The sequence below is a fragment of the Silicimonas algicola genome (assembly GCF_003970735.1).
Taxonomy (GTDB): Bacteria; Pseudomonadota; Alphaproteobacteria; order Rhodobacterales; family Rhodobacteraceae; genus Silicimonas; species Silicimonas algicola.
Genome location: NZ_CP034588.1, coordinates 2,861,648 through 2,883,620 on the forward strand (window position 1 = coordinate 2,861,648; position 21,973 = coordinate 2,883,620).

Genomic DNA, 21,973 nt, shown 5'->3' on the forward strand with positions numbered 1-21,973 from the left:
CTCGCGGGCGGACATCGCCCTCTCACCACGAAAGATAATTGCGCGACCGCGTCCTGGCCACGGAATTCGGGTATTCGTGTAGGCCGTTTACATCACAGGCAGGATATGTGTTGCGTTGTTAATGTACGCAAAAAGAAACAGGCGCCCGGAGGCGCCTGCTCTCGCATCGCGGCGATGCGACTGGCTTCACTCCGCCGGGCGGGCTTTCGCCGGGCGCAGGTACTTCAGCGCCGGAAGGAGGATCAGGATGATGGCGACGAACGTGATCGGTCCCGCAATCGGACGCGTGAAGAAGATCGTGGGATCGCCCGACGACAGAAGAAGCGACTGCCGCAAGGTCGGCTCGGCGATCGGGCCGAGGACGATCGCCAGCACCGCGGGGGCCACCGGATAGTCGAACTTCCGCAGGAAGAACGCGCCGATTCCGAAGAGCACGATAAGCCACACGTCGAACATGTCCGCCATCGCGGCGTAACCGCCGACGATCGACAGCACGAAGATCAGCGGCGCGAGAACCGTGAAGGGCATCCGCAGCATCCAGATGAAGAGCGGGATGAAGGCCAGGTTCACGACCAGAGCGAAGAAGTTCGAGACGTAGAACGACCCGATCAGGCCCCAGACGAAGTCCGACTGCTCGATGAAGAGGCGCGGACCGGGCGTCAGACCCCAGATCACCATGCCGCCGAGGAGGATGGCCGTCGTGGGCGACCCCGGGATGCCGAGCGTCAGCATCGGCAGCATCGCGCCGGTGGAGGCCGAGTTGTTGGCCGCCTCGGGCGCGGTCACGCCGCTGACGTGGCCCTGTCCGAACTCCTTGGGGTTCTTCGAGAGCATCTTCGTGACGCCATACGACATCAGCGAGCCCGGAGTGGCACCCGCCGCAGGCAGGATACCGACGAAAAAGCCCAGCACCGAACCGATCGACATGCCCTTCCAGCCGAGCCGGAAGGTCTCGCCGGTGTCGGTGATGATGCCCTTGGCCGAAATGTCGGCCTTGCTGGACGTGACCTCACCGCGCGTCGTGTCGAGCGTCCAGAGCATCTCGCCGATGCCGTAGACCCCGATGGCGAGGACGAGGAAGTTGATGCCGCCGAGGAAGCCGTTCATGCCGAAAAGGACCAGACGCGGCGCGCCGGAAATCTGGTCGAAGCCGATCGCCGCGACCACGAGGCCGAAGCAGATCGAGAGGACCGTTTTCGGGATGTCGTCCCCGCCGAGGCCGACGAAGGTGGCAAAGGCCAGGAGCATGAGCGCGAAGATCTCGGGCGGACCGAAATTGAGAGCGACGGTGGCGAGGAGCGGCGCAAACAGCGTGAAGAAGATGTTCGCGACGGACCCGCCGATGAACGAGGCGACCGCCGCGGCGACCAGCGCCAGCCGGGCTTTGCCCTTCAGCGCGAGCGGGCGACCGTCGAAAGTCGTCGCCACCGCGGTCGAGGCTCCGGGGATGCCGAGCGTGATCGACGAGATCGCGCCCCCGTACATCGCGCCATAGTAGATCGCCGCGAGGAAGATGATGGCCGATCCCGGCGGGACCAGGAAGGTGATCGGAAGAAGGATCGCCACCCCGTTGACCGATCCCAGTCCCGGCATCGCGCCGATGAACAGACCGACCGTCACGCCCACGAGGATCAGAAGAATATTGAGGGGCTGAATGGCAATAAGCATGCCGTCGCCCAGAAGCGAGAGAATTTCCATAGCTGGTGCGCCTCCTGTGAAGCTTGTCGGTCCGGAGCTAGTAGATGATGTCGTAGAGGACGTCGTAGACGGGAGCCGTGAAGCTCATCCCCTTGGGCATGTTGATCCGCATCAGTCCCTCGAAGAAGAAGAACATCGCGACGGGAAGAACGAGTGCCATCGAGAGCGTGAGGACCCAGCCGTGGCGGCCCAGGAACCGCAGGTAGTACAACAGGAAGACGGCAATCGCGCCGTACATCGAGATGATGTCGATCAGCCCGACGAAGACGATGATCCCGCCGCCGACGAGCAACAGCATCTTGCGGCCGTAGGCGTCAAGGACGGGCTCGTCGGATTGAGAGGGAGGGCTGGTCCGGCGATACCAGTTCAGGGCGATGAACCCCGTCGAGATCAGCATGCCGACTGACAGCCAGAACGGCCAGAAGCCGCCCGCCGGTCCTTTTCCGGCGACATAGCCGACGCCGAGCTTGGTACTGTCGACCATCAGGTAGATCGAGAGGAGGGCCAGCACGCCCGCCGTGATGATTTCGCCGCGCCTCATGGCCAGCCCTCCCTGTTTTCAGTTACGCGTGGTCGTCAGTTGCCGATTTCGGCCAGCAACTGCTTGTGCACGTCCATCTGGAGCTCCCAGTAGGCCTTCTGCTCTTCCGGGTTCATCCAGAGCGGCGAAAGCGACTCGGACTCGAGATAGCCCTGCCATTCCGGCGACTCGTAGACCTTCTTGAACAGGTCCTGATAGTAAGCCGCTGCCTCGTCCGACATGCCCGGCGCACCGACGACGGCCCGCTGATTGTAGTAGCTGAAGTCGTGACCTTTCGACTTCATCGTCGGGATGCCCGGATAGGCCGGCATCTCTTCGTCCGAGAACACCAGGAGGGGACGCACGTCGCCCGACTGGAAGAAGCCACGCGCTTCCGCGGGGTTGTTCACGGTCGCCTGGATCTGCTGGCCGGCAAGAGCCGCCGCAACAGCGCCGCCACCATCGAACGGGATGTACTTCGAGTTCATGTCGAAGGCGTTGTTGGTGTAGGCGAAGACGATGCTGTCTTCCTGACCGGTGCCGGTTCCGCCCGTGACATAATCGCCATTGGCGCCCTTCACGGTCTCGACCCACTGCTCGAAGCTTTCGATGCCGCTGTCCTTGTGGACCCACAGCGCGAAGGGATCGACGCCCATCATCGCGATCGGCGTGAAAGTCATGATGTCGATCCCGAGGTCGGGCTGACGGATCGGCGTGGAGAAGAACGAGTTCAGCGTCACGAGGATCGTGTGATCCGGGTCGCTGGCGTTGTTGAGCCAGATCAGCGCCTCGGCACCGGAACCGCCGCCCTTGTTGTTCGGAACGAGCGGACGCGGAGCCATGTCGTTCTTCTCGACGACAGACTGGATGAAGCGGGCGATCTGGTCTGCACCGCCGCCGGGACCCGCCATGATGACGAAGTCGATCGGACGGGTCGGCTCCCAGCCCTGCGCCACGGCGGGCGCCGCGGACAAGGCAATCGCCGAAGCCCCGGCAAGGCCGAGGAATGTGCGCTTGGTCACTTTCATAGTATCCTCCACTGTTGGTTCTGCATGATTGCAGGTCTCACTTTATCGATAGCCGGCTTCTTGACGTGCCGTTCTTCTTCTGCGGCGGGTGCGTGCGCCGCGGGTCGTTCCTTCAGTGCACCATCACGACAGGCAGGGTCGCTTCGTCGACTACCGTCTGGGTGTTTCCGCCGAACAGCGTCTCTCGTTCGTGGCTGTCGCCGTAGGCACCCATGACGAGCAGTGTAGCCCCAACTGCACGTGTCTCATCAAGCAATCCCTTGCCGGGATTGCGGGAATTGAATGTTGCCACTTCGGCTTTCACATTTCGAAGCGCGAGATATTCGACCAGATCCGAGGTCATCGCCCCGTTCGGTTCGCCCTGCCCGCTGGACAGGATGGTGACCTTTTCGGCCGCGCCGATCAGAGGAAGCGTCAGGGCGACGGCACGCGCCGCCTCCATCGAGCCGTTCCACCCGATCGTCAGATGCGCGCCGATATCGGCCGGGATGGTGTCCTGGTGCGGGCACATCAGGACGGGACGGCCAGTGCGGAAAAGCGCCGTCTTCAGCGAGTTCACGCCGATGTTGCGGTCGCGGTCGGGCTTCGGCACGGCGATCAGGTCCGCAAGGCGTCCATGCGTCTTGATGACGTCGACCATGCGGCCCGTCTGCTCGACGAACGAGATGGTCGCGGATCCGCCGTGGGGAGGATCGGTTTCGCTCAGGCCGAGGCTCATCGCGAGGGCGTGCAGCTCGGCCCGGAGCCCCTGCTCGACCTCGTCGGCGAGATCGTAGGACTGCTTGAGGAGCTGGTCGCGCACGAAGGACGGCAGCGGCACGCCGAACGGCATGAGGTCTTCCGGGCGTGCCCGGCAGTGGGCCACGACGATGTGCGAACCGAAGCGTTTCGCCAATGCCGCCGCGTGAGCGAGGACGTTGTCGCCCTTGCCGTCGCCCCTGACCGGTACGAGGATCTTGTCTAGCACGGTGTCCTCCCTTGTGGTGACGCGCCGCCTGCGGCGGCGGCGCGTGCGTCGTGTTTCAGAACAGACCTTCGATCTGGCCGTCGTCGTTCAGATAGATGCTTTCCGCCGACGGCACGCGCGGCAGGCCCGGCATGGTCATGATGTCGCCGCAGACGACGACGATGAAGCCCGCGCCGGCCGACAGCCGCACTTCGCGCACCGGCAGCGAATGGCCCGTGGGCGCGCCGCGGCGGTTCGGGTCGGTGGTGAAGCTGTACTGCGTCTTGGCCATGCAGACCGGAAGATGGCCGTAGCCCTGCTCTTCCCATTCCTTGAGCTGGCCCCGGACCTTTGTGTCCGCGATCACCTCGTCGGCCCGGTAGATGCGCTTGGCGATGGTCTCGATCTTCTCGAAGAGCGGCATCTCGTCGGGATAGAGCGGCGCGAAGTTGGACTTGCCGCGCTCGACCACCTCGACCACCTTCCGCGCAAGGTCGGCCGAGCCCTTCGAGCCGTCGGCCCAATGCTTGGCGAGGATCGCCTCGGAGCCCTGGGTCGCCACAAAGTCGATGACGGCCTGGATCTCGGCGTCGGTGTCCTTGACGAAGTGGTTGATCGCCACGACCACGGACACGCCGAACTGCTTGAGGTTCTCGATGTGCCGGCCAAGGTTGGCGCAGCCCTTCTTGACCGCGTCGACGCTTTCCTTGCCGAGATCGTCCTTCTTGACGCCTCCGTTCATCTTCAGCGCGCGGACGGTCGCCACCAGCACGACGGCGTCGGGGGCCAGGCCCGCCTTGCGGCACTTGATGTCCATGAACTTCTCGGCGCCCAGATCCGCGCCGAAGCCGGCCTCGGTCACGACGTAATCGGCCAGCTTGAGAGCGGTCTTGGTCGCGATGACCGAGTTGCAGCCATGCGCGATGTTGGCGAAGGGGCCGCCGTGGACGAAGGCCGGGTTGTTCTCGAGCGTCTGCACGAGGTTCGGCTGCATCGCGTCCTTGAGGAGCACGGTCATGGCGCCGTCGGCCTTGATGTCGCGGCAGTAGACCGGCGTCTTGTCACGGCGATAGGCCACAATCATGTCGCCGAGCCGCTTCTGAAGATCTTTCAGATCGTTCGACAGGCAGAGGATCGCCATGACCTCGGAAGCCACGGTGATGTCGAACCCATCCTCGCGCGGATAGCCGTTGGCGACGCCGCCGAGGCTGGACGTGATCTGGCGCAGCGAACGGTCGTTCATGTCGACGACCCGGCGCCAGGCGACGCGGCGCACGTCGATCTGCTGCTCATTGCCCCAGTAGATGTGGTTGTCGAGCATCGCCGACAGCAGCGAGTGGGCGCTGGTGATGGCGTGGAAGTCGCCGGTGAAGTGGAGGTTCATGTCCTCCATCGGGACGATCTGCGCATAGCCGCCGCCGGCAGCGCCACCCTTCATCCCGAAGTTCGGCCCGAGCGAAGCTTCGCGGATGCAGATCATCGCCTTCTTGCCGATGGCGTTCAGACCGTCGCCGAGACCCACGGTCGTGGTCGTCTTGCCCTCGCCGGCCGGCGTCGGGTTGACGGCGGTCACGAGGATCAGCTTGCCGTTCGGGCGGTCCTGCACCGAGTTGATGAACTCCTGGCTGACCTTCGCCTTGTCGTGGCCATAGGGCAGCAGGTGCTCGGTCGGGATGCCGACCTTCGTGCCGATCTCCTGGATCGACTTCTTCTTGGCGGCGCGGGCGATTTCGATATCGGACATGTGTGTGTTCTTTCCGGAGTCTTGATTTCAGTTTCCAAGTTCGTCGCCGACCTTCAGGCCGACTTCGGATGCCCACTCGGCGGCGGACACCTTGCCGCCACCTTCGGGCCGGACGCGCTTGACGAGTATTCGGCCGCCGACGCATTGCACCTCGATCCCGTCATCGCCGATCGCGCGGACGCGCGACGAGATGCCGTCGCCCGGGACGCGGACGCTGTCGAAGATGCCGACGGTCTTGCCGTTGTGCGTCGTCCACGCACCTGGCGCGGGATTGGTGCCGCGGATCAGGTCGTAGACCTGGCCGACAAGCCGGTTCCAGTTGATCTCGGAGTGCTTCGTCGTGCAGCGCCGCTCATAGGTCGCTTCGCTTTCGTCGGGGACGATGCGCGGCGGGGTGCCGTTGCGATAGAGGTCGACGACATCGAGCACGCTGTCGACGGCGACGGGGTAAATCTTCTTGAAGTAGAGGTCGATCACCGTGTCGTCGGGGCCGATCTCGCAGTCCCACTGCATCAGGCTGTCGCCCTCGTCGAGACCGTCCGAGGGATAGAACCACGAGAAGCCTGACTTCTTCGAGCCCATGATGATCGGCCAGTTGACGGCCGAGGGACCGCGGTGGAGCGGCAGAAGCGAGGGGTGGAAGCAGATCGAGCCGTGGGTCGGCGTGTCGCGCGCGGCTTCGGGGACGAAGACGTTGACGAAGGCCATCACCATGAGATCGGCGCCGTAGCCCCTGAGGGTGTCGAGCGTCTCCTGCGCGTCGAAGTTCGCCGGCTGCTCGACCGGCAATCCCTTCTCCAGCGCGTATTCCTTGATCGGGTCGACCGGCTTTCCGTCCCGGTCGGGCTCGCAATAGACGGCCACGACTTCGTCGGTTCCGGTGTCGAGGAGCTTGGCGAGGACGTCCTTGCCGAACGCCTGCTGGCCCATCACGATCAATTTCATTCAGACTCTCCCTGTGTGCGGCGGGCGCGCTCTGTGTCGCGTCCCGCCGGTTCTTCGTCTATTCGGCGGCCACTTTCCGTGCCTCGCCAACCGCACCGGAGGAGATCACCTTCTCCAGTTCGTCGCCTTCGTAGCCCAGCACCTGCTGCAGGATCTCGACGGTATGCTCACCCAGAAGCGGCGAACGGACCACCTCGACGGGGCTGTCCGACAGCTTGATCGGGCAACCGACCGAGACGTAGCGGCCGCGCTCGGGGTGATCGACGTCGACGATCGTGCCGGTGGCGCGCAGTCCCTCGTCTTCCATGATCTCCTTCGTGGACAGGATCGGGCCCACGGGGATGTCCAGAGGATTGCAGGTGTCCATGACCTCGAACTTGGTCTTGGTCATCGTCCACTCTTCGATGCGCGAGAAGATCTGGTTCAGCTTGTCCAGCCGGTCGGCGGGTTTGGCGAAGCCGGGGGCAGTCTTCCATTCTGGCTCGTCGATGACGTCGCAGACCTTCTCCCAGACCGCTGCCTGGATGATGAAGTAGGTGTAGGCGTTCGGGTCGGTCTCCCAGCCCTTGCACTTGAGGATCCGGCCCGGCTGTCCGCCGCCCGAGTCGTTGCCCGCGCGCGGTGTCGCGTCGCCGAAGGGGATGCCCTCGCCAAACTGCGAGTATTCCTTGAGCGGTCCTGTCGCAAGGCGCTGCTGGTCGCGCAGCTTTACGCGGCAGAGGTTGATGACCCCGTCCTGCATCGGGGCCAGGACCTTCTGGCCGCGACCCGACTTCTCGCGCTGGAACAGCGCGGTGACGATGCCGAGCGCAAGGTGAAGGCCCGTACCCGAGTCGCCGATCTGCGCGCCGGTGACAAGCGGTGGCCCGTCGAGGAAGCCGGTCGTCGAGGCGGCGCCGCCAGCGCATTGGGCCACGTTCTCGTAAACCTTGCAGTCCTCGTACTTGCCGGGGCCGAAGCCCTTGACCGAGGCCATGATGATGCGCGGGTTGATCTCCTGGATCCGGTCCCACGAGAAGCCCATGCGGTCGAGCGCGCCCGGCGCGAAGTTCTCGACGAGGACGTCGCACTCCTCGATCAGGCGCGTCAGGACGGCCTTGCCGGTCTCGTTCTTCGCGTTCAGCTCGATCGAGCGTTTGTTGTGGTTCAGCATCGTGAAGTAGAGGCTGTCGGCCCCCGGCACATCCACGAGCTGCTTGCGGGTCGCATCGCCCACGCCGGGCTGTTCGACCTTGATGACGTCCGCACCGAACCACGCCAGAAGCTGCGTGCAGGTCGGGCCTGACTGGACGTGCGTGAAGTCGAGGATCTTGACGCCTTCGAGCGCTTTCATCTGTCCTGGTCCTCCGATCAGATCTTCTTGGCCTGCGGGTAGCGCGCCTGCGCCACGACCGAGGACGGGTTGAGGTTGCCGATGTTGCCGCTCTCGCGGCCCGCGTCTTCGGCGATGACCGCGTTGATGAGGGTCGGCTTCCGGCTGGCGAAGGCTGCCTTCACGGCCTCGCGCAGCGCGTCGGGGTTGTCGACGTGAACGCCGACGCCGCCGAAGGCCTCCATCATCTTGTCGTAGCGCGAGCCCTTGACGAACACGGTCGTCGCCGGATCCTCGCCGCCCGACCAGTTGGTGCCGTCGCCGCGATAGATGCCGTTGTTGTTCATGATGACGATGCAGACCGGCAGGTCGTAGCGGCAGATCGTCTCGATCTCCATGCCGCAGAACCCGAAGGCGCTGTCACCCTCGACCGCCAGGACCTGGTTGCCGGTCTCGACGGCTGCGGCCACGGCCGAGCCCATGCCGATCCCCATGATACCCCAAGTGCCCACGTCGAGGCGCTTGCGCGGCTTGAAGATGTCGATGATCGAACGCGCCTGGTCGAGAGCGTTGGCGCCCTCGTTCACCAGCACGACATCCGGGTTCTCGGCGATCAGGTCCTTCAGCACGCCGAGCGAGCCTTGGTAGTCCATCGGCGAGTTGTTGTTCTTCAGGCGCGGCGCCATCTTGGCGACGTTGCCCTCGACCTTTTCGCGGACCTTGCCGGTCCAGCTTTCGTCGGGCTTCTTCCAGTCGGACCCCATGGCCTTCAAGAGCGCCTTCGAGCAGCTCTCGATGTCGCCGATAAGGGGCGCCGCGATCTTCTGGTTGGAGTCCATCTCGGTCGGCTCGATGTCGATCTGGACGAATTTCTTGGTACCCTTCTCGCCCCACGACTTGCCCTGCCCGTGCTGGAGCAGCCAGTTGAGACGTGCGCCGATCAGGAAGACGCAGTCGCTTTCGGCCAGCACCAGAGACCGGGCGGCCGAGGCGCACTGAGGATGCGTGTCGGGCAGAAGGCCCTTCGCCATCGACATCGGCAGGTAGGGGAAGCCGAGCGTCTCGACCAGTTCCTTCACCGTGTCGTCGCACTGGGCGTATGCCGCGCCCTTGCCGATGATGATGAGCGGTTTCTTCGCCGACTTCAGCACGTCAACCGCGCGGTCGATGGCTTCGGGGGCGGGCACGCTTTTCGGATTGGGATCAACCACTTCGATGAGGGACTTCTGCCCCTCGGCCGCGTCCATGACCTGCCCCAGAAGCGCGCCCGGCACATCGAGGTAGACGCCGCCCGGACGTCCCGTCAGCGCCGCGCGGATGGCGCGGGCGACACCGAGACCGATGTCTTCGGCATGAAGGATGCGATAGGCGGCCTTGGCGTGCGGCCGGGCGATGGCCAACTGGTCCATCTCCTCGTAGTCGCCGCGCTGGAGGTCCACGATCTCGCGCTCCGACGATCCCGAGATCAGGATCATCGGCCAGCAGTTCGTCGTCGCATGGGCGAGCGCCGTCAGGCCGTTCAGAAAGCCCGGCGCCGACACGGTCATGCAGATGCCGGGCTTCTTGGTCAGAAAGCCCGCAGCGGCGGCCGCGTAGCCGGCGTGCTGCTCGTGGCGGAAGGACAGGACCCGCAGACCCTGGGCCTGTGCATAACGGCCGAGGTCGGTGATGGGGATGCCGGGGACGTTATAGATCGTCTCGACCCCGTTCAGCTTCAGCGCGTCGATCAGCAGGTGAAAGCCGTCGGTCAGCGTTTCGGGCGCGGATTCGGACCGCGCCATCAGATCGTCGCTCGATTCAGCGATTCCCATCATTTTCCTCCCTGGCGCCGCCGCTTGCGGCGCGTTCTTCATTCTTTCACGACGCAGCTTCGGCTGCGGCGATCCGGTTCAATTCGAGTTTCGTCCATGTCCGCCGCACATGCTCGTGCAGCCGCATGGTATGTTCACGCACCCGGCGCTCTGCCTCGTCGGGATCGCGGCTTTCGATCGCCTCGATGATCTCGGCATGGTCGACGACCGAGCGCCGGACGCGGTCGCCTTCGCTCATCGCGCGCAGCCGGACGGCGTGCATGTGGAGAAACAGGCCGTCGGCCAGTTCCTTCAGAAGTGCACACTTCGAGATTTCGAGGATCCGCTGATGGAAGCGGATGTTGTCGTCGGAATACTCCGAGATCCGCGTATCCAGCGTCCCGTCGTTGTACTTCGCCGCGATCTTGCGGAGACTCGCGATCTCGCCGTCGCTGGCCCGCTCCGTCGCAAGCCGCGCAGCCATGCTTTCCAGCGCCGCCCAGGCCACGATCATCTCGAGGATCTCGGTCAGGCTCTTCTGCTGCACGTAGACGCCCTTGCGGGGCACCACGAGGACGAGGCCATCGCGCTCCAGCCGGGCGATGGCTTCACGCAGAGGAGTGCGCGAGATGCCAAGCTGTTCGGCCAGCGAGCGCTCATCCAGACGGAGGTCGGCGCCCTGGCGATAGATGTCCATCTCGGTGATGGCGCCCTTGAGCATATCGTAGACATGATCCTTGAGGGTAAAGTTGGACGGAATCGGACTAAGCCGCACCACTGTTACCTCCCCCAATGTTGTGTCCCGAATGCCCTGCGGCATGTGGTATACCATACACAACGAAATCGGCCCGGCAATCCATTTTTGACGCTCCATCGGCCAGACCCGCCGCGAGGTTCAGATCAATATGTTTATTTCTTTGAATGTTTTGCCGCTTGAAGCGCACTCTTTCATGCCTGAAACGATGTCCTGGAAGGCTTATGTGTTGATTGCTTCGCGTGAGATTGGTATCTGGTATCCCACAGACCTAGAAAAGGTCGGGAGGGACGCCACATGCTGATTCGCGCCGACGATTCCGCGCTTGTCGTGATCGACATGCAGGAACGTCTCGTGCCCGCCATGCTGGCCCCTGCCCGCACGATCCGCAACACCCGCACCCTGATGACCGGGGCCGTCGAGATGGGCGTGCCGATCGTGATGACGGAACAGTATCCTCAGGGCCTGGGCCACACGGTGCCCGAGCTGCGCACGAACGACGCCACCATCGTCCCCAAGATGCACTTCTCCTGCATGGAGGAGCCCGCCTTCGCAGACGCATTCCGCGCGCTCGGCCGGCGCCAGGCGGTCCTCGCGGGCATGGAGGCGCACATCTGCGTAGTCCAGACCGCGGCCAGCATGATCGAGGAAGGCTTCGAGGTCTTTGTCGTCTCGGACGCCACGGCCTCGCGCACGATGGAAAGCGAAGCCGCCTGCATCGCGCGGCTGAACGCCTATGGCGCGGGGATCGTCACCACCGAGATGGTCATCTTCGAATGGCTCGGGCGGGCCGGCACGCCCCAGTTCAAGAAGATGCTTCAGTTCATCAAGTAAACGATAGAACCGGCAGAACGACCGGGATCAAAGGGAGGACGGACGGACCCATGAACATCCACGAATACCAGGCGAAGGGGTTGCTTCGGGCGTATGGGGCGCCTGTGGCGGAGGGGCGTGTGGTCCTGCGGGGCGAGGAAGCGAAGACGCAGGCGGGGGCCTTGGACGGTCCGGTCTGGGTGGTGAAGGCGCAGATCCACGCCGGCGGGCGTGGCAAGGGCACGTTCAGGGAGGCCGACGCGGGGTCGAAGGGCGGCGTCAGGATCGCGAAGTCGGTCGAGGAGGCCGCCGAGGAAGCCAAGCGCATGCTCGGCCGGACGCTGGTCACCAAGCAGACCGGCGAGGCGGGCAAGCAGGTCGGGCGCATCTACATCGAGGAAGGCGCCGACATCGCGCGCGAACTCTACCTCGCGCTGCTCGTCGACCGCGCCTCGAGCCGTGTGGCCTTCGTGGCCTCGACCGAAGGCGGCATGGACATCGAGGAGGTGGCCGAGAGCACGCCCGGGAAGATCCTGTCGTTCAGCGTCGATCCCGCGACCGGCTACCAGACGTTCCACGGCCGCCGCATCGCCTATGCCCTGGGGCTCACGGGCGCGCAGGTCAAGCAGTGCGTCCAGCTGATGGGCACGCTCTACCGGCTCTTCATGGACAAGGACATGGAGATGCTCGAGATCAACCCGCTGATCGTGACGACGGGCGGCGACCTGCGCTGCCTCGACGCCAAGATGGGCTTCGACGGCAACGCGCTCTACCGCCACCCTGACATCACGGAATTGCGCGACACCACCGAGGAGGACCCGAAGGAACTCGAGGCCTCGAAGTACGACCTGAACTACATCGCCCTCGACGGCGAGATCGGCTGCATGGTGAACGGCGCCGGCCTCGCGATGGCGACCATGGACATCATCAAGCTCGAGGGTGCTGCACCCGCGAACTTCCTCGACGTCGGCGGCAGTGCCACGAAGGAGCGGGTGACCGAGGCCTTCAAGATCATCACCTCCGATCCGAACGTGAAGGGCATCCTCGTCAACATCTTCGGCGGCATCATGCGCTGCGACGTCATCGCGGAAGGCGTGGTGGCGGCGGTCAAGGAGGTGGGGCTGAAGGTCCCGCTCGTCGTGCGGCTCGAGGGCACCAACGTGGAAGAAGGCAAGCGGATCATCAACGAATCCGACGTGGACGTCATCGCCGCCGACGACCTCAAGGACGGCGCGCGGAAGATCGTTAGGGCCGTCAAGGGAGAGAAGGCATGAGCGTCCTCATCGACAAGACCACCCGCGTGATCTGCCAGGGCTTCACCGGCTCCCAGGGCACCTTCCACTCGGAACAGGCCATCGCCTACGGCACGGCGATGGTGGGCGGCGTCACACCCGGCAAGGGCGGCCAGACCCACCTCGACCTGCCCGTCTTCGACACCGTCCACGAGGCGGTGGAGACGACCGGCGCCAACGCCACCGTGATCTACGTCCCGCCCCCCTTCGCGGCCGATTCGATCCTCGAGGCGCTCGACGCGAGGATCCCGCTCATCGTCGCCATCACCGAGGGCATCCCGGTCCTCGACATGATGCGCGTGAAGCGCGCGCTCGAGGGCTCGGCCTCGATCCTGATCGGGCCGAACTGCCCGGGCGTCATCACGCCGGGCGAATGCAAGATCGGCATCATGCCGGGGCACATCCACCGCAAGGGCTCGGTCGGCGTCGTGTCGCGCTCGGGCACGCTCACCTACGAGGCGGTCAAGCAGACCTCTGACGTGGGCCTCGGCCAGTCGACCTGCGTCGGCATCGGCGGCGACCCGATCAAGGGGACCGAGCACCTCGACGTGCTGGAGTGGTTCCTGGCCGACGACGAGACCCAGTCGATCATCATGATCGGCGAGATCGGCGGCAGTGCCGAGGAGGAGGCCGCGCAGTTCCTGAAGGACGAGGCGAAGCGCGGCCGCAAGAAGCCCGTCGCGGGCTTCATCGCCGGCCGCACCGCGCCCCCGGGCCGCCGCATGGGCCACGCCGGCGCCATCGTCGCCGGCGGCAAGGGCGGCGCCGAGGACAAGATCGAAGCCATGCGCTCCGCCGGCATCACCGTCGCCGAAAGCCCCGCCGGACTGGGCGAGGCCATGCTGGAAGCCATCGGGTGAGGCTTACCTTTCTCAAAAGTTACCGCTAACAACGAAGGGCCCCCGACGGGGCCCTTTTCCTTTGGAGGACGACACATGGCCGACACCGGAAAGACCGCGACCGACGACGGCATCCGCTTCCTGGGCCGCGTCCTCGGCGACGTCCTGCGCGTGCAGGAGGGCGGACAGGCCTTCGACATGGTCGAGGACATCCGCAAGGGATCGATCCGGTTCCACGACAGCGCCTCCGCCGACGACCTCGGACGCGTGCGCGAGATCATCTCCGCCCTGCCCGTCGAGCGCATGATCCAGGCGCTCCGGGCCTTCACCTATTACCTGCACCTTCTGAACATCACCGAGGACGAGGCGCTGCTCCACGCCGAGGAAAAGACCGAGGCGCCGTCACTGGACGCGATCCTGTCCCGCGCCATCGAGGCGTCGGGATCGGAGGCCGCCCTCGCCGACTTCTTCCGGACCGCCCTCGTCAGCCCCGTGATGACCGCTCACCCGACCGAGATCCGGCGGCAGGCCACCATGCGCGCCGAATTCGCCATCGCCCGCGCGCTGCACGAACTGTCACGCAGCCCCGCAATCGCGGCCCTGTCCGACGCATCGCCCGACACCTCGCCGCATCGGCAGGACGAACCCTATCGCAGGGTGCTGATCGCGCTCTACGCCCGCCTCGCCGCGACCCTGCGCGAGCTGGTGCCGAACGCGGGCGTCCCCCGCAAGACCGCAGCCGCCCTCCCCTATGCCGCGCCGTCGGACTTCCTGGCCGACCTCGACCTGATCGACGCCTCGCTCCGAGCGAACCAGGCCGAGGCGACGGCGAAGGGCCGGCTTCTGCGACTGCGCCGCAAGGTGCGCTCCTTCGGCTTCCACCTCGCCACCGTCGATCTGCGCCAGAATTCGGCCGTCCACCTCCGGACCGTGGCCGAGCTTCTGGAAGCGGCAGGCCGACCGGGCTACGCCGACCTCGACGAGATGTCGCGCGTGGCCATCCTGCGCGAGGAACTGGGGTCCCGCCGCCACCTGATGCGGCCGTTCCACGCCTATACGGACGAGACCCGCAGCGAGCTTGCGGTCCTCACCGAGGCGCGCCGCACCCGCGACACCTTCGGGCCGCGCGCCATCACCTGCGCCATCATCTCGAACTGCACCTCCGCCTCGGATCTGCTGGAGCTGATGGTGCTGCTGAAGGAAACCGGCCTCGCCGCCTCGGACGCCGACAAGGGCCTGCGTGTGGTGCCGCTTTTCGAGACCATCGAGGATCTCCGCAACGGCGCTTCGGTGATGAAGTCGCTGCTCGAGATGCCCGAGTACCTGCGCACGCTCAAATGGCAGGAGAACGTGCAGGAGGTGATGCTAGGCTATTCCGACTCGAACAAGGACGGCGGCTTCGTCACCTCGAACTGGGAACTCTACAAGGCCGAGCGGGAGCTGGTGGCGCTGTTCCGGAAGCACGGCGTGCGGCTGAGGCTGTTCCACGGTCGCGGCGGATCGGTCGGCCGCGGCGGCGGGTCGGTGCGCGAGGCGATCCTGGCCCAGCCTGCGGGCGCCGTGGATGGTCAGGTGCGCCTGACGGAACAGGGCGAGGTCATCTCCTCCCACTATACGCAGCGCGACATCGGTCACGCACACCTCGAAACCGTCGTTGCGGCTGCGGTGGAGGCGTCCTTCTTCGCCCGCACCTCGGAACGATCCTCGGCGGGCGAACGGATCATGGAAACCCTCAGCCAGACCGCCTTCGAGACATACCGGGACCTCGTCTACGGCACGGAAGGGTTCGAGGATTTCTTCTGGTCCTGCACCATCATCAACGAGATCGCATCGCTGAACATCGGTTCGCGCCCAGCCTCGCGGGCCAAGACGCGCGAGATCACCGCGCTGCGCGCGATCCCCTGGGTCTTCTCCTGGGCCCAATGCCGGATCATGCTGCCGGGCTGGTACGGCTTCGGCACCGCCGTGTCGGAGTGGCTGACGGACGCGGGTCCCAAAGGCACCGAAACGCTGCGCGGTCTCTACGCCGACTGGCCCTTCTTCCGAATGCTGATCTCGAAGATCGAGTTCATCTCGGAACGCGCCGACCTCTCCATCGCCGCCTCTTACGTCGATCTCGTCGAGGACCGCGCTCTGGCCGAGAGCATCTTCGGACGCATCCGCGCGGAATGGGCCCTGGCCATCGAGGCTCTGGAGACCATCACCGGCCACCCCGTGGGCGAAGCCGGATCGACCGAGCGGGCGGCCGCCTTGAGGAGACGCAGCCCCTACCTCGACCCCCTCAATCACATGCAGGTCGAGATGCTGCGCCGGGTTCGGGCAGGTCAGGACGACGAGAAGTCGATGCGCGGTCTGCTCTTGTCGATCAATGGCGTCGCATCGGGGCTGAGGAATACCGGCTAGGTCTTCGCCTTCGCCCGGTTCTCCTGAAGCCGGGCATCCACGACTTTCACCGTCTGGTCCACCGTGTCGGACTGCATCCCCTGCGCGCGGCCAAGCGTCTGCACCAGCCGGTCCACCCTCTCGATGGCGGGCGCGCCCGCATCGATGGCGCGCGCCGCCGAAGACGGCTTCAGAAGCGACCTCGCCGCGTTGGCATACTTCTCGAAGGGCACCGCGTCCTCATTCCCCGCCCCCAACTTGCGAACCAGCGCGTCGACCCACTCATAGACCTCGCGCGAGGCGTCGATGTCCGAATGCACAGCCTCCCGGATCGGCCGGATGCCATCGGCCTCTATGCAGCGGTAGTTGCCTGTCAGCAGCATCGACCACTTGGCGAAGGGCACGAAGGGGCTGTCGTGGACGCGCAGCTTCACCGGCACGTCCTTGCCGTCGAGCGTCACCGCCGCGATGTCGGCTTCAAGCGTCTTGAGGATGGCGGTATGCGCCGGATCGTCGAAGGCGGCGGCCTTGAAGTTGGTCGGCAGCCCGACGTGGAGGAAGTTCAGCCCCTCTTCCGGCGGGCGGAAGGCCTGCGGATCGGGCGAGCAGAGCGTCATCAGCGACGGCTCGATTGCATCCCAGACCGAGGCGTCGGCGAAGCAGTCCGTCAGGCTGTCGCCATCGATGACAGGGATCCGGCGGAGGTAGGAGAGCGGCGGCATGTTCATGATCGACATGCAGGGAACGCGGGCCTCGCCGATCCGCTTCAAGAGATCGCGGATTTCGGGCGCGCTGTACTGCGGTTCCTGCATCGCCATCGCGACGAGGTCATAGGCGGCGGGATCCGCATCCCCCGGCGTCACCGCGTCCAGAGTGCCGGGAAAGTCGCCCGACCTGAGAAGTCGCGGTTCGTCCTCGCCCCGCAACGTCATGCGCACCGTCGTGCCGGTGGCGTTGATGAGTTCCGCCTCGGCGGGCATGCAGACGAGCGTCACATCGTGCCCGGCCATCAGAAGCTTCGTCGACAGGAGCGAACCGTAGGACGCCCCGAGGATCAGTATACGCATGTATGCCTCCCTGTTTCGGCCTGTCCTAGCGCGGTCCATGCACAGGCGATAGCCCCAACTGCCCGCCGCGCTGCAGCGCATGCCTCGAGCCGTTCATTCAGGCCCGGAAAAGGCAATTGTCACTAAGTCAGCAACGATAGGGCAAATTCCTGCCTTATTGTTCGCCGATGAAGAGGCGTACAACGTTTCTTCCCCCGTGCGAGCGAAAAGGGCCGGCCATGAGAGCCGGCCCTTTTCACATCTGTCGCCCGAGGTTACTCGGCCGCGACGGCGTCTTTCGCCTTCTCGACCCGAACCGCCGAGAACTTGAACTCGGGGATCTTGCCGAAGGGATCGAGAGCGGGGTTCGTCAGAATGTTCGCAGCCGCCTCGACATAGGCGAAGGGCAGGAAGACCTGACCCTCGCCGATTGCGCGGTCCGACCTCGCCATGACCGAAACCGTCCCGCGCCGCGTGGTGAGTTGAACGTAGTCGCCCGCCTCGACGCCAAGCGCACGCAAGGTCCGCGGATGCATCGAACAATTGGCCTCCGGCTCCATCGCATCCAGCACCTTCGAGCGCCGCGTCATCGAGCCCGTGTGCCAGTGCTCGAGCTGGCGGCCGGTGATGAGGACCATCGGGTATTCGGCGTCCGGCAGCTCGTCCGGCTGGATGACGCTGGCCGGGGTGAATTTCGCCCGACCGTCGGCACGAGGGAAGCCGTCGCCGAAGACGATCGCCTGACCCGGGTCCTCGGGCGAAAGCGACGGATAGGTCACCGCCGATCTTTCGAGACGCTCCCAGGTGATGTTGTCGAGCGACTTCATGTTGATCTTCATCTCGGCAAAGACCTGGCGCGGATGCGTATAGTCCCAGTCGAGGCCCAGCCGCTTGGCCAGTTCGACCTCGATCCACCAGTCTTCCTTCGCCTCGCCCGGCGGCGGCATCACCGGACGGCCCATCTGGACCTGCCGGTTTGTGTTGGTGACGGTCCCGGTCTTCTCGTACCAGGCCGAGGACGGCAGGATCACGTCTGCATAATTCGCCGTCTCGGTCAGGAAGATGTCCTGGACGACGAGGTGCTCGAGCTTCGCCAGAGCATCGCGGGCGTGGCTTGCGTCGGGGTCGGACATCGCCGGGTTCTCGCCCAGGATATACATGCCCCGAATGTCGCCGGCATGGATCGCGTCCATGATCTCGACCACGGTCAGACCCTTCTCGGACGAGAAGTCGCTGGACTTCCAGACATCGGTGAAGGCCGAGCGCACGCCGTCGTCCGTCACCGGCTGATAGTCCGGCAGGAACATCGGAATGAGGCCCGCATCCGACGCGCCCTGGACGTTGTTCTGGCCACGGAGCGGATGGAGGCCCGTGCCCGGACGCCCGACCTGCCCCGTCATCAGCGCGAGGCTGATGAGGCAGCGCGAGTTGTCGGTGCCGTGGATGTGCTGCGAGATGCCCATGCCCCAGAAGATCATCCCCGCCTTGGCGCCCGCGAAGGTGCGGGCCACGTCGCGAAGGACTTCGGCGTCGATGCCGCAGATCGCGGACATCTTCTCGGGCGAGAAGCCCTTCAGATGCTCCTTCATCGCCTCCCAGTTCTCGGTGTAGCCCTGGATGTACTGCTCGTCGTAGAGCCCTTCCTCGACGATGACGTGCATTATCGCGTTCAGCATCGAGACATCGGCGCCCGGCTTGAACTGGAGCATGTGCGAGGCATAGCGCTTCAGCCCGTTGGCGCGCGGATCCATCACGATCAGCTTGCCGCCGCGCTTGGCGAACTGCTTGAAGTAGGTCGCCGCGACCGGGTGGTTCTCGGTCGGGTTGCAGCCGATGGCGATGGCCACGTCCGCATTCTCGATCTCGTTGAAGGTCGCCGTCACCGCTGCGCTGCCGACGTTCTCCATCAATGCCGCCACAGACGAGGCGTGGCAGAGACGGGTGCAGTGGTCGACGTTGTTGTGGCCGAACCCCTGCCGGATCAGCTTCTGGAAGAGATAGGCCTCTTCGTTCGAACACTTTGCCGAACCGAAGCCCGCCACCCGGCGTCCGGTATCCTCACGCAGCTTCGCAAGGCCGTTCGCCGCGGCGTCCAGCGCCTCGTCCCAGGTCGCCTCGCGGAAGTGGGTCAGGATGTTCGCCGGATCGACGTTCAGCCCCTTCTCGGGCGCGTCCTCGCGCCGGATCAGGGGTTTCTTCAGGCGATGCGGGTGCTGGATATAGTCGAAGCCGAAGCGGCCCTTGACGCACAGCCGGTTCTCGTTCGCCGGGCCATCGATACCCTCGACGTACTTGATCTTGCCGTCCTTGACCTTGAAAGAGATCTGGCAGCCGACGCCACAATAGGGGCAGACGGAATCCACCTCGCTGTCGAAGTCGGCACTGTCGCCAACCTGGGCATCGTCCACCACGGTCGCGGGCATCAGTGCGCCCGTCGGACAGGCCTGGACGCATTCACCGCAGGCGACGCAGGTCGAGGCGCCCATGGGGTCGTCCTGGTCGAAGACGATCTTCGAATCGTGCCCGCGATAGGCCATGCCGATCACGTCGTTGACCTGCACGTCGCGACAGGCGCGGACGCAGAGATTGCACTGGATGCAGGCGTCGAGGTTGACGCGCATGGCGACGTGGCTGGCGTCGAGAAGCGGGACGCGGACCTCTTCCATCGGGGGGAAGCGGCTTTCGGTGACACCGTTCAGGTCCGCCATGTCCCAGAAGTGCGAGGACTTGTCATGCGCGACGTCGCGCTTGGGCTGGTCGGCGACCAGAAGCTCGGTGACGAGTTTGCGCGCCTTCTCAGCGCGTTCCGTGGCGGACTTCACCACCATGCCGTCGGCGGCGGGCCGGATGCACGAGGCGACGAGGACACGCTCGCCCTCGACCTCGACCATGCAGGCGCGGCAGTTGCCGTCGGGGCGATAGCCCGGTGCCGGCTTGTGGCAGAGGTGGGGGATCCGAAGACCCTGCCCGAAGGCGGCCTCCCATATGGTAGTGCCCTCGGGAACGGTGACCTCGCGCCCGTCGAGCGTGAAGGTGACCTGTTGGATTTGTGTTCCATCCGGCATGGCGTCAGTTCCTGTTCTCGAGAGAGCCCGTCGTGTCGTAGCCGTCTTCGGGCGGCACGTACTCGGACTCGTCCATGAAGTGCTTGATGGTCAGGCGGATCGGGTTAGGCGCGGCCTGTCCCAGACCGCAGATCGAGGCATCGGCCAAAACGGTGCAGAGGTCCTCGAGAAGGTCGACGTCCCAGACCTCCTTCTCCATCAGCTTGACCGCCTTCTCGCAGCCGACGCGGCAGGGGGTGCACTGGCCGCAGCTTTCATCCTCGAAGAAGCGAAGCATGTTGAGCGCGGCGGCCTTGGCGCTGTCGCGGTCCGACAGGACGACGACGGCGGCGGACCCGATGAACGATCCGTGGGGCTGAAGCGTGTCGAAGTCGAGCGGGATGTCGTTCATGTGGGCCGGCAGCAGACCCGAGGACGGACCGCCCGGCTGGTAGGCCTTGAAGCTGTGGCCGTCGAGCATTCCGCCCGAAGCCTCGATGATGTCGGTGATGGTCGAGCCCGCAGGAAGCAGATGCACGCCAGGGTTCTTCACGCGGCCCGAGACCGAATAACTCCGCAGCCCCTTGCGGCCGTTTTTTTCCGTGGCGCTCAGGCACTCGGGACCCTCGCGGCAAATCTTGGCGACCCAGTGAAGCGTCTCGACGTTGTGGACGAGCGTCGGACGGCCGAAGATGCCGACCTGCGCCACGAAGGGCGGGCGGTGGCGCGGCAGGCCGCGCTTGCCCTCGATCGACTCGATCATCGCCGATTCCTCGCCGCAGATATAGGCGCCCGCGCCCCTGCGGAGGTCGATGAAGCCTTTCCTGGCGATGCCTGCATCCTCCAGCGCCGCGATTTCGCGGCGAAGGATTTCCAGCACGGCAGGATATTCGTCGCGCATGTAGATGAAGGCGCGCTCGGCCTCCACGGCCCATGCGGCGATCAGCATCCCTTCCAGGAACAGGTGCGGCGTCCGCTCGAGGAAGTAGCGGTCCTTGAAGGTCCCCGGCTCGCCCTCGTCGCCGTTCACGGCGAGGTAGCGCGGTCCCGGATTGGCGCGAACGAAGCCCCACTTCTTGCCCGAGGGAAAGCCCGCCCCGCCAAGACCGCGAAGGCCGGAGGCGAGGATGGTCTCCTGGACCTTCTCCCAGTGGCCGACCTCGCGCAGGTCGAGGAGTGTCTTGTAACCCCCTGCCCCGCGGTAGGTTTCCAGCGTCTCATAATCCGGCATGTCGGCGTGGGTATGGCCGTGCGCGATGGCCTCGCGCACCTTCTCGGGCGTCGCGTGGTCGATGTGATGATGGCCAAGTTCGAGGACCGGCGCGGTGTCGCAGCGTCCCATGCAGGGCGCGCGCAGGACACGCACCTCGGCCGGGTCGAGCCCGTCTTCCAGCGCCTTCTTCAGCGCCTGCGCGCCGGCCAGTTCGCAGGACAGCGAATCGCACACGCGGATTGTCAGCGCCGGCGGCGAAGCCTCGCCTTCGCGGACCACGTCGAAGTGGGCGTAGAAGGTCGCGACCTCATAGATTTCAGCCTGCGGGAGGCGCATCTCTTCGGCCAGGGCCACGACATGGCGGGCCGACAACTGGCCGTATTCGTCCTGGATCAGGTGGAGGAATTCGATGAGCAGATCGCGCCGCCGCGGGCGGTCGCCCAGAAGTGCCCGAACCTCGTTCAGCGCGGCGTCATCGGCCTGCCGTCCCTTGGGGGTACGGCGGCTGCGCCCCGTGCCTTTCTGCTTCCAAACACCTTTCTGATCGTCGAGCGGCGCCATGCGGTTCTCCTTTTGAACGGTCAAAGTGCCTTCAGGAATTCATATG

General features: G+C 65.2%; 16 protein-coding genes. 4 read left to right on the forward strand and 12 right to left on the reverse strand.

Annotation, left to right across the window (positions count from 1 at the left end; all coding sequences use genetic code 11):
- Positions 1 to 186: 186 nt before the first annotated feature.
- From EF888_RS14095 to EF888_RS14135, 9 genes are all read right to left on the reverse strand, one after another.
- Positions 187 to 1,698: a tripartite tricarboxylate transporter permease gene (locus EF888_RS14095; RefSeq protein ID WP_109757988.1), complete on the reverse strand. Its 1,512-nt coding sequence runs from the start codon at positions 1,696 to 1,698 to the stop codon at positions 187 to 189.
- 37 nt (positions 1,699 to 1,735) lie between these two features.
- On the reverse strand, positions 1,736 to 2,239 hold the full coding sequence (locus tag EF888_RS14100) for a tripartite tricarboxylate transporter TctB family protein (protein WP_109757987.1): 504 nt from the start codon (positions 2,237 to 2,239) through the stop codon (positions 1,736 to 1,738).
- Between the two features lie 35 nt (positions 2,240 to 2,274).
- Entirely contained in the window at positions 2,275 to 3,246 is a 972-nt protein-coding gene (locus tag EF888_RS14105) for a Bug family tripartite tricarboxylate transporter substrate binding protein (RefSeq protein WP_109757986.1), read from the reverse strand.
- Positions 3,247 to 3,358: 112 nt separating this feature from the next.
- Entirely contained in the window at positions 3,359 to 4,213 is an 855-nt protein-coding gene (locus EF888_RS14110; protein WP_109757985.1) for a universal stress protein, read from the reverse strand.
- Between the two features lie 55 nt (positions 4,214 to 4,268).
- Positions 4,269 to 5,936 carry a formate--tetrahydrofolate ligase gene (locus EF888_RS14115; RefSeq protein WP_109757984.1) on the reverse strand — a complete coding sequence of 556 codons (1,668 nt, stop codon included), beginning with the start codon at positions 5,934 to 5,936 and terminating at the stop codon, positions 4,269 to 4,271.
- Positions 5,937 to 5,963: 27 nt separating this feature from the next.
- On the reverse strand, positions 5,964 to 6,881 hold the full coding sequence (locus EF888_RS14120; RefSeq protein ID WP_241239676.1) for a methionyl-tRNA formyltransferase: 918 nt from the start codon (positions 6,879 to 6,881) through the stop codon (positions 5,964 to 5,966).
- 58 nt (positions 6,882 to 6,939) lie between these two features.
- Complete coding sequence (gene frc / locus EF888_RS14125; RefSeq protein ID WP_109757983.1) at positions 6,940 to 8,214, reverse strand: formyl-CoA transferase; 1,275 nt, start codon at positions 8,212 to 8,214, stop codon at positions 6,940 to 6,942.
- Positions 8,215 to 8,231: 17 nt separating this feature from the next.
- On the reverse strand, positions 8,232 to 10,004 hold the full coding sequence (gene oxc, locus EF888_RS14130) for an oxalyl-CoA decarboxylase (protein ID WP_206508318.1): 1,773 nt from the start codon (positions 10,002 to 10,004) through the stop codon (positions 8,232 to 8,234).
- Between the two features lie 46 nt (positions 10,005 to 10,050).
- Positions 10,051 to 10,758: a GntR family transcriptional regulator gene (locus tag EF888_RS14135; RefSeq protein WP_109758511.1), complete on the reverse strand. Its 708-nt coding sequence runs from the start codon at positions 10,756 to 10,758 to the stop codon at positions 10,051 to 10,053.
- Between the two features lie 276 nt (positions 10,759 to 11,034).
- Between EF888_RS14135 and EF888_RS14140 the strand changes: the two genes are divergently transcribed.
- The 4 genes from EF888_RS14140 to EF888_RS14155 all read left to right on the forward strand — a co-directional run bounded on the left by EF888_RS14140 (position 11,035) and on the right by EF888_RS14155 (position 16,084).
- On the forward strand, positions 11,035 to 11,571 hold the full coding sequence (locus EF888_RS14140) for a hydrolase (RefSeq protein WP_109757982.1): 537 nt from the start codon (positions 11,035 to 11,037) through the stop codon (positions 11,569 to 11,571).
- Positions 11,572 to 11,621: 50 nt separating this feature from the next.
- A complete protein-coding gene (gene sucC, locus EF888_RS14145; protein ID WP_126918581.1) occupies positions 11,622 to 12,824 on the forward strand; it encodes an ADP-forming succinate--CoA ligase subunit beta in 1,203 nt (400 codons plus the stop codon).
- On the forward strand, positions 12,821 to 13,702 hold the full coding sequence (sucD, locus tag EF888_RS14150; RefSeq protein WP_109761270.1) for a succinate--CoA ligase subunit alpha: 882 nt from the start codon (positions 12,821 to 12,823) through the stop codon (positions 13,700 to 13,702). Before sucC ends, sucD begins: the two co-directional genes overlap by 4 nt.
- Positions 13,703 to 13,777: 75 nt before the next feature.
- The gene (locus tag EF888_RS14155) at positions 13,778 to 16,084 is read left to right on the forward strand and encodes a phosphoenolpyruvate carboxylase (RefSeq protein WP_109760798.1); all 2,307 of its coding nucleotides are present in this window, start codon (positions 13,778 to 13,780) and stop codon (positions 16,082 to 16,084) included.
- Here the strand turns inward: EF888_RS14155 and EF888_RS14160 are convergent.
- From EF888_RS14160 to EF888_RS14170, 3 genes are all read right to left on the reverse strand, one after another.
- Positions 16,081 to 17,130, reverse strand: a complete 1,050-nt coding sequence (locus EF888_RS14160; RefSeq protein ID WP_206508320.1) for a ketopantoate reductase family protein — start codon at positions 17,128 to 17,130, stop codon at positions 16,081 to 16,083. The two genes, EF888_RS14155 and EF888_RS14160, sit on opposite strands and share 4 nt — an antisense overlap.
- Before the next feature lie 254 nt (positions 17,131 to 17,384).
- Positions 17,385 to 20,174 carry a formate dehydrogenase subunit alpha gene (gene fdhF / locus EF888_RS14165; RefSeq protein WP_109760797.1) on the reverse strand — a complete coding sequence of 930 codons (2,790 nt, stop codon included), beginning with the start codon at positions 20,172 to 20,174 and terminating at the stop codon, positions 17,385 to 17,387.
- 4 nt (positions 20,175 to 20,178) lie between these two features.
- Complete coding sequence (locus EF888_RS14170; RefSeq protein ID WP_109760796.1) at positions 20,179 to 21,927, reverse strand: NAD(P)H-dependent oxidoreductase subunit E; 1,749 nt, start codon at positions 21,925 to 21,927, stop codon at positions 20,179 to 20,181.
- Between the last annotated feature and the right edge of the window lie 46 nt (positions 21,928 to 21,973).

What these genes read in the sequence shown, in the direction of transcription:
- EF888_RS14095 (WP_109757988.1), bottom strand. Translation starts at nt 1,698, where the DNA reads ATGGAAATTCTCTCGCTTCTGGGCGACGGCATGCTTATTGCCATTCAG.
- EF888_RS14100 (WP_109757987.1), bottom strand. Translation starts at nt 2,239, where the DNA reads ATGAGGCGCGGCGAAATCATCACGGCGGGCGTGCTGGCCCTCCTCTCG.
- EF888_RS14105 (WP_109757986.1), bottom strand. Translation starts at nt 3,246, where the DNA reads ATGAAAGTGACCAAGCGCACATTCCTCGGCCTTGCCGGGGCTTCGGCG.
- EF888_RS14115 (WP_109757984.1), bottom strand. Translation starts at nt 5,936, where the DNA reads ATGTCCGATATCGAAATCGCCCGCGCCGCCAAGAAGAAGTCGATCCAG.
- EF888_RS14120 (WP_241239676.1), bottom strand. Translation starts at nt 6,881, where the DNA reads ATGAAATTGATCGTGATGGGCCAGCAGGCGTTCGGCAAGGACGTCCTC.
- frc (WP_109757983.1), bottom strand. Translation starts at nt 8,214, where the DNA reads ATGAAAGCGCTCGAAGGCGTCAAGATCCTCGACTTCACGCACGTCCAG.
- oxc (WP_206508318.1), bottom strand. Translation starts at nt 10,004, where the DNA reads ATGGGAATCGCTGAATCGAGCGACGATCTGATGGCGCGGTCCGAATCC.
- EF888_RS14140 (WP_109757982.1), top strand. Translation starts at nt 11,035, where the DNA reads ATGCTGATTCGCGCCGACGATTCCGCGCTTGTCGTGATCGACATGCAG.
- sucC (WP_126918581.1), top strand. Translation starts at nt 11,622, where the DNA reads ATGAACATCCACGAATACCAGGCGAAGGGGTTGCTTCGGGCGTATGGG.
- sucD (WP_109761270.1), top strand. Translation starts at nt 12,821, where the DNA reads ATGAGCGTCCTCATCGACAAGACCACCCGCGTGATCTGCCAGGGCTTC.
- EF888_RS14155 (WP_109760798.1), top strand. Translation starts at nt 13,778, where the DNA reads ATGGCCGACACCGGAAAGACCGCGACCGACGACGGCATCCGCTTCCTG.
- EF888_RS14160 (WP_206508320.1), bottom strand. Translation starts at nt 17,130, where the DNA reads ATGCGTATACTGATCCTCGGGGCGTCCTACGGTTCGCTCCTGTCGACG.
- fdhF (WP_109760797.1), bottom strand. Translation starts at nt 20,174, where the DNA reads ATGCCGGATGGAACACAAATCCAACAGGTCACCTTCACGCTCGACGGG.
- EF888_RS14170 (WP_109760796.1), bottom strand. Translation starts at nt 21,927, where the DNA reads ATGGCGCCGCTCGACGATCAGAAAGGTGTTTGGAAGCAGAAAGGCACG.